This is a genomic window from Bradyrhizobium sp. USDA 4341 (genome assembly GCF_054063755.1).
The window spans coordinates 2,389,499-2,402,082 of record NZ_JBSSGO010000002.1; the positions used below are offsets into that span (position 1 = coordinate 2,389,499).

The 12,584-nt window shown below is 64.4% G+C and carries 13 protein-coding genes; 8 read left to right on the top strand and 5 right to left on the bottom strand.

All coding sequences use genetic code 11. The features are described from left to right. The first annotated feature begins 68 nt into the window (after positions 1 to 68). From ACVIGB_RS17390 to ACVIGB_RS17405, 4 genes are all read left to right on the top strand, one after another. Positions 69 to 482, top strand: a complete 414-nt coding sequence (locus tag ACVIGB_RS17390) for a hypothetical protein (RefSeq protein ID WP_092115892.1) — start codon at positions 69 to 71, stop codon at positions 480 to 482. After that, positions 479 to 1,171 carry an OmpA family protein gene (locus ACVIGB_RS17395; RefSeq protein ID WP_456721702.1) on the top strand — a complete coding sequence of 231 codons (693 nt, stop codon included), beginning with the start codon at positions 479 to 481 and terminating at the stop codon, positions 1,169 to 1,171. Before ACVIGB_RS17390 ends, ACVIGB_RS17395 begins: the two co-directional genes overlap by 4 nt. Positions 1,172 to 1,509: 338 nt before the next feature. After that, the gene (locus tag ACVIGB_RS17400; protein WP_229166774.1) at positions 1,510 to 2,433 is read left to right on the top strand and encodes an ABC transporter ATP-binding protein; all 924 of its coding nucleotides are present in this window, start codon (positions 1,510 to 1,512) and stop codon (positions 2,431 to 2,433) included. After that, positions 2,430 to 3,191: an ABC transporter permease gene (locus ACVIGB_RS17405; RefSeq protein WP_092115897.1), complete on the top strand. Its 762-nt coding sequence runs from the start codon at positions 2,430 to 2,432 to the stop codon at positions 3,189 to 3,191. Before ACVIGB_RS17400 ends, ACVIGB_RS17405 begins: the two co-directional genes overlap by 4 nt. A gap of 118 nt (positions 3,192 to 3,309) precedes the next feature. Here ACVIGB_RS17405 and ACVIGB_RS17410 read toward each other — a convergent pair whose 3' ends face one another. Continuing rightward, positions 3,310 to 3,639 carry a hypothetical protein gene (locus ACVIGB_RS17410; protein ID WP_456721701.1) on the bottom strand — a complete coding sequence of 110 codons (330 nt, stop codon included), beginning with the start codon at positions 3,637 to 3,639 and terminating at the stop codon, positions 3,310 to 3,312. A 289-nt stretch (positions 3,640 to 3,928) separates the two neighbouring features. On the opposite strand from ACVIGB_RS17410, the gene ACVIGB_RS17415 reads away from it, so the two are divergent. Both ACVIGB_RS17415 and ACVIGB_RS17420 read left to right on the top strand, forming a co-directional pair. Further along, positions 3,929 to 4,720 carry a L,D-transpeptidase gene (locus ACVIGB_RS17415; protein ID WP_092115899.1) on the top strand — a complete coding sequence of 264 codons (792 nt, stop codon included), beginning with the start codon at positions 3,929 to 3,931 and terminating at the stop codon, positions 4,718 to 4,720. 260 nt (positions 4,721 to 4,980) lie between these two features. Further along, a complete protein-coding gene (locus ACVIGB_RS17420) occupies positions 4,981 to 5,826 on the top strand; it encodes an alpha/beta hydrolase family protein (protein ID WP_229169895.1) in 846 nt (281 codons plus the stop codon). Positions 5,827 to 5,874: 48 nt separating this feature from the next. Here the strand turns inward: ACVIGB_RS17420 and ACVIGB_RS17425 are convergent, their stop codons facing one another. Further along, on the bottom strand, positions 5,875 to 6,432 hold the full coding sequence (locus ACVIGB_RS17425) for a DUF308 domain-containing protein (protein ID WP_456721700.1): 558 nt from the start codon (positions 6,430 to 6,432) through the stop codon (positions 5,875 to 5,877). 138 nt (positions 6,433 to 6,570) lie between these two features. Between ACVIGB_RS17425 and ACVIGB_RS17430 the strand changes: the two genes are divergently transcribed. Then, on the top strand, positions 6,571 to 7,152 hold the full coding sequence (locus tag ACVIGB_RS17430) for a TetR/AcrR family transcriptional regulator (protein WP_456721699.1): 582 nt from the start codon (positions 6,571 to 6,573) through the stop codon (positions 7,150 to 7,152). 3 nt (positions 7,153 to 7,155) lie between these two features. Here the strand turns inward: ACVIGB_RS17430 and ACVIGB_RS17435 are convergent, their stop codons facing one another. The 3 genes from ACVIGB_RS17435 to ACVIGB_RS17445 all read right to left on the bottom strand — a co-directional run bounded on the left by ACVIGB_RS17435 (position 7,156) and on the right by ACVIGB_RS17445 (position 10,643). Continuing rightward, positions 7,156 to 9,420 (bottom strand): spermidine synthase, encoded by a 2,265-nt coding sequence (locus ACVIGB_RS17435; protein WP_456721698.1) that lies wholly within the window; start codon positions 9,418 to 9,420, stop codon positions 7,156 to 7,158. A gap of 110 nt (positions 9,421 to 9,530) precedes the next feature. Then, positions 9,531 to 9,926: a DUF6915 family protein gene (locus tag ACVIGB_RS17440; RefSeq protein WP_244549565.1), complete on the bottom strand. Its 396-nt coding sequence runs from the start codon at positions 9,924 to 9,926 to the stop codon at positions 9,531 to 9,533. Positions 9,927 to 9,932: 6 nt separating this feature from the next. Continuing rightward, positions 9,933 to 10,643 (bottom strand): hypothetical protein, encoded by a 711-nt coding sequence (locus tag ACVIGB_RS17445; protein ID WP_456721697.1) that lies wholly within the window; start codon positions 10,641 to 10,643, stop codon positions 9,933 to 9,935. A gap of 181 nt (positions 10,644 to 10,824) precedes the next feature. Here ACVIGB_RS17445 and ACVIGB_RS17450 point away from each other — a divergent pair, with 181 nt between their 5' ends. After that, complete coding sequence (locus ACVIGB_RS17450; RefSeq protein ID WP_456721696.1) at positions 10,825 to 12,432, top strand: phytoene desaturase family protein; 1,608 nt, start codon at positions 10,825 to 10,827, stop codon at positions 12,430 to 12,432. Positions 12,433 to 12,584 lie beyond the last annotated feature (152 nt).

Below are 12,584 nucleotides of genomic sequence, written 5' to 3' on the forward strand. Positions count from 1 at the left end.
CCTTCGTTAGTGGCCTTCCCTGTTCGTAGCCCTTGACCATCGCTGATTTCACGGGTTGAGATGGCCCCATGGTCCGGGGTGGGTTTTTCCTTTTTGTCATCGCGCTCACTGCGCCGTCGCTGGCGGTCGCGGAGACGATCAGCTTTGGCGATTCCGCAGCGCAGCTCGCCAAGGCCTGCGGCGCCGACATCACCGCCAATTGCCGCGGCGTCAACCTCGACTCCACCCGCCTCAAGGAGTGCCTGTCGCGCAACCGCGACGTGATCTCGCCGCAGTGCAAGGAGAGCTACTTCTCCACCCTCGATGCGATCCAGAAGCGGATCGCGGCGCGCGTGACCGTTGCCAACGTATGCACCCGCGAGATCGTCAAGGTCTGCGGCGGCTCGACCAAGGAGACCAGCAAATCGGTGCCATGCCTCGTCGGCGCCAAGGGCCTCAGCCGCAATTGCGCCCAGGCGATCAATGACGCGGGGTATCAATGATGCGCCTGACGACACGAGGCTTGCGCGATCCTGGCCTTCTGGGCGTGCTCGGCACGCTGGTCTTGCTGGCGATGCCGCTTGCGCCGGCTCAGGCGCAAACCGCCATCACGCGCGACGACGTTATCGCCAAGCTCAATCACTACGAGACGGACGCAACGATCGACGTCCCCGCATTGCGCCAGCAAGTGCTGGAACGATCGCGGTCGCGATCGAAGAACGAGCCGCCGCCGCAAAAGCGGCCGCCGATCGCCCCCGACCTGACCAACCTGCCGACATTCAACGCCGACATCCAGTTCGACGTCGACACGCCGATCGTGCTGCCGGACTCCTACCAGTCCGTCGGGCGGATCGCCGATGCGCTGACGCACGCCTCGCTGCTGCCGTACACGTTCCTGATCGTCGGTCACATCGAATCGACCGGACGGCGCGAGAACAACGTGCTGCTGAGCCAGCGGCGCGCCGACGCGATCCGCGACATCCTGGTCAACACCTTCAAGATCACGGCGAAGCGCCTGCAGTCGGTCGGGCTCGGCGAAGAGCAATTGCTCGACCCCGCCCGCCCCAACGCGCCGGTCAACAACCAGCTGCAGATCATGCTGGTCGCCAAGGTCGCCGATATCGCGCCGCCCGCGCACCCCGCCCCGGCGGCGGCCGCCAAGAAACCAGCGAAACCGGCGAAGCGGCACTGATTGGATTGAATCGCGGGGCGTCGGAACTGCGTCCCCTCCCGCCCGGATGCGATTGCCCTGGAGCGAAGGGCGCCTCCACGACTTCGGAATACCAGAAGAGTACCGCTGATTTGCCCGACTGGTCAAATTGCAATGTGGGCCGCCAGCCGCCGGCTCCTTTGCATGGGGTTGTTTTCGATATTTTGGCAGTGGGCCCCTAAGGCGCACCGCAGAATAAATTTCTCCCTCGCCGACCGATTGCAGAACGGACCGTGCGTTCCTATCTCGGCTGAACCCGCATCACGCGCCTGCCCGGGCCCCAATCCGCGCGCGCCCTTCCCTCACGCATCCGATTCTCCATGTCGCCGATCATTTCCGTATCCAATCTGTCAAAGACCTATGGCTCCGGCTTCAAGGCGCTGAAGGGCATCAATCTCGATATCGTCAAAGGCGAGATCTTCGCGCTGCTCGGGCCGAACGGCGCCGGCAAGACCACGCTGATCAGCATCATCTGCGGCATTGCCAATCCGAGCGAGGGCCGCATTTCGATCGGCGGACACGACATCATCGCCGATTATCGCGCGGCGCGGTCGATGATCGGGCTGGTTCCGCAGGAACTGCACACCGACGCCTTCGAGTCGGTCTGGGCAACGGTCAGCTTCAGTCGCGGCCTGTTCGGCAAGCCGAAGAACCCCGACCATATCGAGAAGGTGCTCAAAGACCTGTCGCTGTGGGACAAGAAGGACAGCAAGATCATCGAGCTGTCCGGCGGCATGAAGCGCCGTGTGATGATCGCCAAGGCGCTGTCGCATGAGCCGCAGATCCTGTTCCTCGACGAGCCCACCGCCGGCGTCGACGTCGAATTGCGCAAGGGGATGTGGGAAGTGGTCCGCACGCTGCAGGCGGCCGGCGTCACCATCATCCTGACCACGCATTACATCGAAGAAGCCGAGGAGATGGCCGACCGCATCGGCGTCATCAACAAGGGCGAGATCATCCTGATCGAGGACAAGGCGACCTTGATGCAGAAGCTCGGCAAGAAGCAGCTGACGCTGCAGCTGCAGAGCAAGCTCGACGCCGTTCCGCAGGCGCTCGCCACCTACAATCTCGAACTCTCCGACGACGGCCACGCGGTGACCTACGACTACGACACCAAGGGCGATCGCACCGGCATCACCAGCCTGCTCAACGATCTGCGCAATGCCGGCGTCCGGATCTCCGATCTCGATACCAAGCAATCCTCGCTGGAGGACATCTTCGTCAGCCTCGTGAGGGCGCCATGAACTACCGCGCAATCCGGGCGATCTATCTGTTCGAAATGGCGCGCACCTGGCGCACGCTGCTGCAGAGCATCGTCTCGCCGGTGGTCTCGACCTCGCTGTATTTCGTGGTGTTCGGCGCCGCGATCGGCTCGCGCATCACCGAGGTCGAGGGCGTCAGCTACGGCACCTTCATCGTGCCGGGGCTCGTGATGCTGTCGGTGCTGACCCAGAGCATCTCGAACGCCTCGTTCGGCATCTACTTCCCGAAATTCGTCGGCACGATCTACGAGATCCTGTCGGCGCCGATTTCCTATTTCGAGATCGTGATCGGTTATGTCGGCGCCGCCGCCACCAAGTCGATCGTCCTCGGCCTGATCATCCTGGCCACTGCCGGACTCTTCGTACCTCTGCATATCCAGCATCCGGTGTGGATGCTGACCTTCCTGGTACTGACCGCCGTCACCTTCAGCTTGTTCGGCTTCATCATCGGCATCTGGGCCGACGGCTTCGAGAAGCTGCAAATGATTCCGATGCTGGTGGTGACGCCGCTGACCTTCCTCGGCGGCAGCTTCTATTCCGTGAACATGCTGCCGTCGGGCTGGCGCACCATCACGCTGCTCAATCCGGTGGTCTATCTGATCTCCGGCTTCCGCTGGAGCTTCTACGAGATCGCCGATGTCAGCGTCGGACTGAGCCTCGGCATGACCGCGGGCTTCCTGATCGCCTGCATGGTGATCGTGGCCTGGATCTTCCGGACCGGCTACCGGCTGAAGAATTGACGTTTGCGGCCTTGTAGCCAGCATGAGCGAAGCGATATGCGGGAACGGTTTACCCGGGTATCGCTGCGCTCACCCGGGCTACGGGCGGCACTTCATCCGGCAACAGGTTCTCCAACAATCAGTAGCAATGGAAATGGCCGTGGCGGTAATAGCCGCGGCAGCGGTGGCCACGGCGGTAGCCGCGATCCGGGATACCGAACACGCCCTTGACCGCGCCCATCGCGCCACCGACGCCGGCGCCGACGGCACCGCCGACCACGCCGCCTATCGGACCGGCGGCCCGATTACCCTCATAAGCGCCTTCATGAGCGCCGCGGACGATGCCCTGGGCATGGCCGACATGGGGGACAGTCACCAGCGCCAAAGCGAGGGCTGCGGCCGCAAGCAGGAGCCGCGCGGAGAGGCCGGCTGGGACGACGGCCGCGGTCTTAACCTTGGTGTTGTTCATCTTGGTTCCTTGATGCGCGGCGCGAATGCGCCGCCGAGGCGGGATTGTGAAACGCCCATGCGGCCAAATGGTTGCGTGGCGGTGACCAACTGGGGCCGTTGTCGCGGCCTGCTCGCGAAAATGTCAGTCCGCCGCGACAGGCCAGCCCGGCTTCGGCCTTGTTTGCGCCGCGTGCGGGATTAACGATGCATGAGGTCCGCGACTGGAACCAAATTCGGATTCCGTGCATATTGGTTGCCGGGGACGGAGAGCCGCGGCTTTGTGATCAGGCCTGGAGGCCAAGGATAAAATGCGTTCGTTCCTCATTGCGTTCACTTCCGTAATGCTTTTCACGGCCGGCGCCGCGCAGGCCAAGGTCGATATCACCATCGACAAGGACAACCAGCAGATGACGGTCGCGGTCGACGGCGTCGCGCGCTATCACTGGCCGGTCTCAAGCGGCATCCCCTCGCGCGAAACGCCGAACGGCACCTTCCGCGCCTTCCGCATGGAAGAGGATCACTACTCCAAGGAATTCGACGACGCGCCGATGCCGCACTCGATCTTCTTCACCAAGATCGGGCACGCGATCCACGGCACCGACTCGGTGAACCGCCTCGGCACACCGGCCTCGCATGGCTGCGTGCGGCTGTCGCGCGACAACGCAACGACGCTCTACGCCCTGGTCCAGAAGGAAGGCGTGCTCAACACCACGGTGACGCTGACCGGTTCGGCGCAGGTCGCGCTGGCGCGCAATCCCCGCGGGCGCAACGGCACCGCCGTCGCCCGCCGCGCGCCGCAGCAGGACGAGCAGTATGGCACCGCCGCAGCCGGCGACCCGGTCGTCCTGACACCGCAGCCGCGCGAATATCCGGCGCAGGCCCGCGCCGATGACGGCTACATCTATCCGGCCGACGGCAGCTCGACTGCGCAGCGCTACCCGGCGCCGCCGTCAAGCCGCCGCGTCTACGACGCGCAGGCCTATGGCCAGCAGCAATACTACGGCAACCAGGGCTACGCGGCGGCGCCGCAGGGCACCTATCAGCCGCGGCCGTACTACCAGCAGCAGCGCAGCTTCTACGGCAACAACTATCAGGACTGAGACGCAGTCTCTCCTGATCCGCTGACGGCGCCGCAGCCGCCGCGCCGTCAGTTCACGCTCCCCTCACCCGCTTGTGACCGTCGCAAAAGGCCCGCGCCGTCGTGCGCCGTGGCCCGTCGTCGCGTCGTCATCTGATTGTAAAATTAGCCCGATATTCGGCGGCAAGAGCGCCCGCCCGGCCCCTGGAGGCCGATTCACGCGGAATGCCCATGAAACCAGGGCGAGAAGCGCGGGTCGCGTAGGCAATATCAGAGGTCGACATGAAACGGGGCATCATTGTCCTTTGCCTGTGCATCGTGGCGATGGCCGGCTATTTCACGACGGACAGATGGGCCATCCGTCACACGACGCTGACATTCCACGACGTCCTTCGCGACGATCGCGACGTCACGGTCGAGGTCGCGGTCCGGCGCGACCGGCAAATGCAGGCGATGGCCGAGATGATCGAGCTGCCGGTCGCGATCCTGAGCCACGGCAACACCGTCAGGAACACCGAGTACTCATTCCTCACCAATGTGTTCGCGTCACGCGGCTACCTCGTGGTCAGCATCCAGCATGATCTCGACAGCGATGCGCCGATGGTGACCAAGGTCGGCGAGGAATATGTCGGCCGCCGCATGCAATATAATCGCGGCGTCTTCAACATCATGTATGCGATCGACGAGCTGAAGAAGCTCTATCCGAACGCAAACTATCGCGCGCTGACCTTGATCGGCCACTCCAACGGCGGCGACATCTCGATGTTCTTCGCCAGGCAGCATCCCGACCTGGTCAAGAAGGTCGTGACGCTGGACAATCTGCGCGTCCCCTTCATCACCGACAGCAAGATCAAGATCCTGTCGTTCCGCTCAAGGGATCCGGTGTTCAAGGCCGATCCGGGCGTCGTACCTGACGACGAGACCTGCGCGAGGCTCGGCATCAAGGTGGTCAGAACCGAATTCCAGCACAACGACCTCAGCGACCGCGGCCCTGACAGCGCGAAATCGTCGATCCAGGCGGGCGTGGAGCAATTCCTCGACGAGGACGGCGGCGAGAGCGCGCCGACGATGCCACTGCTTGCGGCTTCGACACCCGCCTCCGCGACGACAGCACCGGAGAAGAAATAGCCATCGCGGTGACGTTGACTGGCGCTCTCCGATGCTGCCGGGCAGTGCTTACGCACGCGCGCTGCGGTGGGCCCTGGCAACGAGCCAGATCGCCGAAAGCAGGAAATAGAACGCGCCGAATCCCGCATAGGGAGCGATGTCCAGAATCGTCGGCGCGACGGTGCCGATCGATCGGCTGATCATGTAGCCGCCGGCCAGTGCAGACTGTGCACCACTCAGGACCATCGCCCATTGCGCGCCAACATGGCGCCAGCGCCTGACGCCGGTGGACAATTGCAGCAGACCCGCGAGGATCGCCCAGGCACCCAACACCGCCAGAACGGCATAGGTGTTGCGGCCGATCGCCACGATCACGGCGAGCGCCGTGATGGCACTGACCACGACATTCAATGCCTGGGACGGATTGGCCTTCAGCCCGCCGTTGACCCGCGCGTCAGCCAGATTGGCGATGGCGTCCCATGCCGGATAGATCACCAGCAGGAACGCGGCGGGGCCTGCTTGCCCGCTGAAAAGTACGGCGGCGGCGACCCAGGCGATCGAGAAGAGAGCGCGCCCGAAATAGTAGGATTGCAGCCAGCTGGATTGGGCCGAAAGTCGGCTTTGCATTGATTGACTCCCATGTTTATCTACCTACTAGTAGGTAGATAAACGTCCCGGGTCAATCGGGCGCCGGGACACCTTCTTGTGTCGAACAAACGCGCTGCTCCGCCTTGACAACTTACCTACCGGAAGGTAGGCGCCGGCATGAACCCAATGATTTCGACTTCAGAGCGGATTCTCGACGTCGCGCAGTCTCTCATCGTGGCGGGCGGCTATAACGGGTTCAGCTATGCCGACATCTCGGGTGCGATCGGCATCCGGAAGGCGAGCATCCACCATCACTTCCCGACCAAGGCCGAGCTGGTTTCGGCGCTGGTCGATCGCTACCGGCAGCAGACGGAGCTGGGCCTGAAGGCGCTTCAGGAGCAATCCGCCAGTCCGGTCGACCAACTGCAGTCCTATGCGAGCTTCTGGCAAGCGTGCATTCGAGATGCCACGCTGCCGTTCTGCGTCTGCGCGATGCTTGCCGGCGAGATGCCGATGTTGCCGGACGAGGTCGCATCGCGCGTCCGCGCCCATTTCCATCATCTTGCGCGATGGCTTACGTCGGTGCTGCAGGCTGGCGCAGAGCAGCGCCTGTTCCGATTGGACAAGCAGCCGGAAGATGAGGCCCAGACGCTGATGGCGTCGGTTCACGGAGCTATGCTCTCTGCGCGGGCTTTCAACGACCCCGAACTGTTCACCGCGATCGTCAGCTCCCAGATCGCGAAGCTGCTGGACCGCTAGAGCCTATTGCTCGCCGTCGCGCAAGCGCCGGTAGACCGCGCCCAGCACGTTCGAATAATCGTCGGTCCAGACCCGCTGCTTCTCGTTGGCATCGGTCTCGGTCCAGACGTCTGATGCCGCGAGCTTGCCGACATCGGCGTCCTCGCGGGCGGAGACCACGACCGAGGTCGAGAAAATGTATTCGTTGTCGCGCCCGGAATCCTCGCTGTAGACCCAGCTTTTCATGTCGTTGGCATCGGCGATGCCGACCACGACGCTGGCAAGTTCGAGGTGCCGGTTGGAGACATGCATGACGACCGCGCCCTGCGGCGCCAGCTTCTCCTTGTAGATCGCCATCGCCTCCTCGGTCGCGAGATGGATCGGGATCGCGTCCGACGAATAGGCGTCGACGATGATGAGATCGTAGACGCCGTCCGGCTCCTTGGCGAAGGTCAGCCGCGCATCGCCGATCACAGGCTTCAGGTTCGGCTCGCAGCTCTGGATGTAGGTGAAGTATTTCGGGTCGCTCGCGGTATCGACCATCGACTGGTCGATCTCGAAGAACCGCCAGTCCTCGCCGGGGGCCGAGGCGCAGGTCAGCGTCCCCGAGCCGAGGCCGATGACAGCCACTTTCAGCGGCGCGCCCTTGCGCTCGCGCATTGCGGTGATGGCCTGCCCGATGCCGCCATCCTTGTGATAGTAGCTGATCGGCTCCGGCTTTCCGGTGACCGGCGTGCCGTCGTCGTTCTTGAACTTCTCGGCGCCGTGGATCGTGGTGCCGTGCATCAGCACGTGATACTGCCCGTTCGGCGTCACCACGATCTTGTGCACGCCGAAGAAGCTGCGCACGGTTTCGACGCGGCCGTCGTCCGATGGATAGGCACGCAGCACCACCAGCGCGACGGCGACGGTGGCGAAGATCTTCCAGCGATTGGCATTCAGTGCGAGCGCGAGCAGCGCCGAGAGCACGCCGACCGCGCCGATCACCCACACCCGGTGGTCGTCGAACCAGTTGAAGATGGCGCCGGCCGAATAGCTCGGCGCGATCAGCACGACCGCCAGCACCGCAAGGAACGGCCAGTACCAGGCGCTCCAGCGCGGCAGCCGCTCCGCGCCGCCGGGCGGACGGCACAGCGCCGCGAGCGCCAGCAGGATCGGATATTCGGCGATCCATGAGAAGGTGAACGGCGCGATCAGCCCCGCGAACAGGCCGCCGACCATGCCGCCGAACGACAGCGCGACATAGAAGCCGGTGAGATATTTCGCCGCCGGGCGGGTGCGCGCAAGTTCGCCATGACAGGCCATCGCGATGATGAAGAAGCAGAGCTGATGGCCGCCGAGCGTGAGGAGCAAGTTCTGCTCGCCGCCGACCGCGAGCAGGATCACGACGCCGGCAATCGCCAGCGGCTGCGCCAGCAGCATCCATTTGTGCGGCAGCAGCGGCCGCGACTGGAACACCAGCACCCACGTCAGGAGATACAGCGACAACGGCAGCACCCAAAGCAAGGGAGCGGCCGCGACGTCGGTCGAGATATGCGCCGTCACTGCGATCAGCAGGCCGGACGGTACGGCAGCCAGGAAGATCCAGCGCGCCCGCCGCGACCAGGACGGCGCCGGCGCGTTTGCATCATCGACTTGCGCGTCGTGTGCGGCGGCATAGGCCGGCGACCGCAACAGCAGCACGCCACAGCTTGCGATCAGGACGATCAGCAGGCCATAGCCGCCGGTCCAGATCAGGTTCTGGGTGCGCAACGTGAACATCGGCTCGAGCAGCACCGGATAGGACAGCAGCGCCAGGAAGCTGCCGATGTTCGAGGACGCATAGAGAAAATAAGGATCGGGGCCGTTGGGGTGGCCGGTGCGCACGAACCAGGCCTGCAGCAGCGGATTGTTGGCGGCGAGCGCGAAGAACGGCAGGCCGATCGAGACCACGAACAGGCCGAGCAGCCAGACCGCGTAGCCCGAGGTCGGCGGCTCGCCCCAGCCGCTTTTGATCGTGAGCGGCAATGTCAGGAGCGCGACGACGAGCAGCACGAGATGCACCACGATCGGCACCACACGGCTGTTCAGCTTCATCAAGAGATGCGCGTAAGCGTAGCCGCCGAGCAGCAGCGACTGGAAAAACACCATCGCCACCGACCACACCGCCGGCGAGCCGCCGAGCCGCGGCAGCACCATCTTGGTGAACAACGGCTGCACCGAGAACAGCAACAGGGCGCTGACGAAGATCGCGGCGGTGTAGACAACCAGCACCAGCCGGTTTCGCGAGGCGGACGGCTCAGACGACATGAATACTCCCGGTCACGATCCGGCAGATCAACACCGGGCACATGCATTGCATTGAATCATAGCGCCCTGCAGCGGGCAACACGGCCACCGATGCCAATCGCTTGAGCGGTTCAGCCTGTCAGCACATCATCGGTCGAACTTGCCGCGCCGGTGAGCGGTGCAGCTGCGTCCATCTGCGGCCGGAACGGCGTTCGTCCCATCCAGGGCTGCATTTCCAGATGTTGCAGCCAATCCTTGACCGACGGGATCCAGCCGAGATCGTCCTTGACGTGCTGCTCGCCAACCGTCCGCACCGGCACCTGCTTGCCGGCGCTGTTGGTCAGCGTGGCACCGAATATCCTCTCGCAGAGGAAGATGCCTTCGCTGTGATGACGAAGCGCGCGGTGCCGCACGTCGGCGAGATGCGCCTTGCTCTCGTCGAACCAGTCGTGGATCGGTAGGTAGTCCTCGGGAACACCGCCGAACAGGCGCGCCGAACGCACGGCATGATGATAGGGATGCGCCATCGCAGGCTACCTCGTGATCTCTGCGTTGCGGGTCACCGGATCGGCGGCGGGGTCGTCGGTCACGGTGCCGGCGTCGAGATCGACCGTGAACGCGCCGTACAGGACATGCTCGCCGGTGCCGTAGCCGCTGCCGAGCAGCATGGTCGCAAACTCCGTGCACAGCCAGTCGTGAACAAAAGAGTCGATCTGGTTGTGCTCACTCCTCTCGTCGTACCGGCGCGTCACCCCGCGCGCGACCAGCCGGTCGAGCAGCTTGCGCGCGACGAGTTGATCGACCAGTGCAGCGGTGTCGATGCGCGTGCCGTCGTGAAGCGTGGCACTCTCGAGCCAGGTGAATCCCTCGTCATTGCCTCCGTCATAGCGACAGTAGAGCTGCCGCGCGCCGAGATCGGTGAGCACCGGAACGACCGCAGCGAGCAAACGCTGCCGGACAAACACGGCCTGCGTGGCGCGTGCGGCATGCCAGGCCGCCGTCGCCTGCGGATTTGGCGCAGCCGGAGTCCTGCGGCCACGCAGGCGATCCCACAGGCTTGGTCGCGAAACCGGCACCTTGTCCGGCGGCGGTTCGGGCGGGACGTCCAGAGAAAAATGCACGGGATCGTGTTGCCCGCCATATTCCGGCGCCGGCAGATAGACGAACTGGTCGGCACGCGGCGGCGGCAGATCGGAATCGTCGTCGGGCCACTCGATTTGAGTTTGATCAAAAACAAACGGCATATGCACTCCACGGTTTGGCAAGACTGAACGAACGAGGCGCCCTGCCTGCCCCGCTGGGGGCTCACGGCCACACAATCGCGGTCGAATTATCGTATCCGGATCGGTACGGTTTTGTGACCCGCCGGATGCGAGGGCATCGCGGACGGTGGCCGGATGAGATCATCCGGCCTATAGAAGCACCATGTCCAATCATGAAGTCGACGTCGTCATCATCGGTGCGGGGCACAACGGCCTCACCTGCGCGGCCTATCTCGCGATGGCGGGGCTGCGGGTGAAGGTCGTGGAACGCCGCAAGGTGGTCGGCGGCGCCGCCGTCACCGAAGAGTTTTGTCCGGGCTTCCGCAATTCGGTCGCCGCCTACACGGTGAGCCTGCTCAATCCGCAGATCATCTCCGACCTGAAACTTGCCGACCACGGCCTCAAGATCGTCGAACGCCGCGCGCAGAACTTCCTCCCCGCACCCGACGGCAGTTACCTGCTGACCGGCGAAGGCCGCACCCAGCAGTCGGTCGAGAGACTGAGCCAGCGGGATGCGGCCGCGATCGGCGTGTTCTCGGGGGAACTCGAAGCCATCGCCGACGTGCTGCGCCAGTTCGTGCTGCGCGCGCCGCCGAACTTGGTCGAAGGCTTCGGCCTCGGCGCCATGAATGAAGCCTTCAACGCGCTTGGCACCGCCAACATCCTGCGCCGGCTGTCGCTCGAGCAGCAGCGCAATCTGCTCGACCTGTTCACGCGCTCGGCCGGCGAGATGCTCGACGAGCGTTTCGAGAACGACCTCGTCAAGGCGCTGTTCGGCTTCGATGCCATCGTCGGCAACTATGCCAGCCCCTACGCGGCCGGCTCGGCCTATGTGATGCTGCACCATGCGTTCGGCGAAGTGAACGGCAAGAAGGGTGTCTGGGGCCACGCGATCGGCGGCATGGGCGCGATCACCCAGGCGATGGCGCGTGCCGCGCGCAGCCATGGCGTCGAGATCGAAACCGATGCGCCCGTCCGCGAGGTGATCGTCGAGAAGGATCGCGCCACCGGCGTCATCCTCGACAATGGCGAGACTATCAGCGCCAAATATGTCGTCTCCAACGTCAACCCGAAGCTGCTCTACACGCGCCTGGTGCCGGAGGGCGCACTGGCAAGCGAATTCCGCACGCGCATCGGGCGATGGCAGAACGGCTCCGGCACGTTCAGGATGAATGTGGCGCTTGATACCCTGCCCTCGTTCACCGCGCTGCCCGGCCCGGGCGATCACCTCACTGCGGGCATCATCATCGCGCCTGGTCTCGGCTACATGGATCGCGCCTGGCGCGATGCGCGTGAGTCCGGCTGGAGCCGCGCGCCCGTCGTCGAGGTGCTGATCCCCTCGACGCTCGACGACAGTTTGAGCCCGCCGGGTCAGCATGTCGCGAGCCTGTTCTGCCAGCACGTGGCGCCGCAATTGCCCGACGGCAAATCATGGGACGACCATCGCGAAGAGGTCGCCGACCTCATGATCGCAACAGTCGATGACTACGCCCCCGGCTTCGCGGGCAGTGTGATCGGCCGCCAGATCCTGTCGCCGCTCGACCTTGAGCGGCAGTTCGGCTTGCTCGGCGGCGACATCTTCCACGGCGCACTGACGCTGAACCAGCTCTTCTCGGCGCGTCCCATGCTCGGCCATGCCGACTATCGCGGACCGCTGCGCGGTCTCTACCATTGCGGTTCCGGGGCTCATCCCGGCGGCGGGGTCACCGGCGCCCCCGGCCACAACGCCGCGCGGGCCGTCCTCGCCGACCATCGCGCGCTGTTCGCATAAAGCTGACGGCGCATCGGGCGCCGCGGTCAGGGCCGGGCCAAGCTGTGGACAGGTCTGTTGAGAAGCTGTGGGTCGACCGGGGTCAAAGGTGGTGTGCCTTGGCGTGACAATCGGTGAGTATCCCGGTTGACTGCCTGTGGAACGGAAGCCGA

What these genes read in the sequence shown, in the direction of transcription:
- ACVIGB_RS17450 (WP_456721696.1), top strand. Translation starts at nt 10,825, where the DNA reads ATGTCCAATCATGAAGTCGACGTCGTCATCATCGGTGCGGGGCACAAC.
- ACVIGB_RS17445 (WP_456721697.1), bottom strand. Translation starts at nt 10,643, where the DNA reads ATGCCGTTTGTTTTTGATCAAACTCAAATCGAGTGGCCCGACGACGAT.
- ACVIGB_RS17400 (WP_229166774.1), top strand. Translation starts at nt 1,510, where the DNA reads ATGTCGCCGATCATTTCCGTATCCAATCTGTCAAAGACCTATGGCTCC.
- ACVIGB_RS17405 (WP_092115897.1), top strand. Translation starts at nt 2,430, where the DNA reads ATGAACTACCGCGCAATCCGGGCGATCTATCTGTTCGAAATGGCGCGC.
- ACVIGB_RS17435 (WP_456721698.1), bottom strand. Translation starts at nt 9,420, where the DNA reads ATGTCGTCTGAGCCGTCCGCCTCGCGAAACCGGCTGGTGCTGGTTGTC.
- ACVIGB_RS17410 (WP_456721701.1), bottom strand. Translation starts at nt 3,639, where the DNA reads ATGAACAACACCAAGGTTAAGACCGCGGCCGTCGTCCCAGCCGGCCTC.
- ACVIGB_RS17430 (WP_456721699.1), top strand. Translation starts at nt 6,571, where the DNA reads ATGAACCCAATGATTTCGACTTCAGAGCGGATTCTCGACGTCGCGCAG.
- ACVIGB_RS17415 (WP_092115899.1), top strand. Translation starts at nt 3,929, where the DNA reads ATGCGTTCGTTCCTCATTGCGTTCACTTCCGTAATGCTTTTCACGGCC.
- ACVIGB_RS17440 (WP_244549565.1), bottom strand. Translation starts at nt 9,926, where the DNA reads ATGGCGCATCCCTATCATCATGCCGTGCGTTCGGCGCGCCTGTTCGGC.
- ACVIGB_RS17420 (WP_229169895.1), top strand. Translation starts at nt 4,981, where the DNA reads ATGAAACGGGGCATCATTGTCCTTTGCCTGTGCATCGTGGCGATGGCC.
- ACVIGB_RS17395 (WP_456721702.1), top strand. Translation starts at nt 479, where the DNA reads ATGATGCGCCTGACGACACGAGGCTTGCGCGATCCTGGCCTTCTGGGC.
- ACVIGB_RS17390 (WP_092115892.1), top strand. Translation starts at nt 69, where the DNA reads ATGGTCCGGGGTGGGTTTTTCCTTTTTGTCATCGCGCTCACTGCGCCG.
- ACVIGB_RS17425 (WP_456721700.1), bottom strand. Translation starts at nt 6,432, where the DNA reads ATGCAAAGCCGACTTTCGGCCCAATCCAGCTGGCTGCAATCCTACTAT.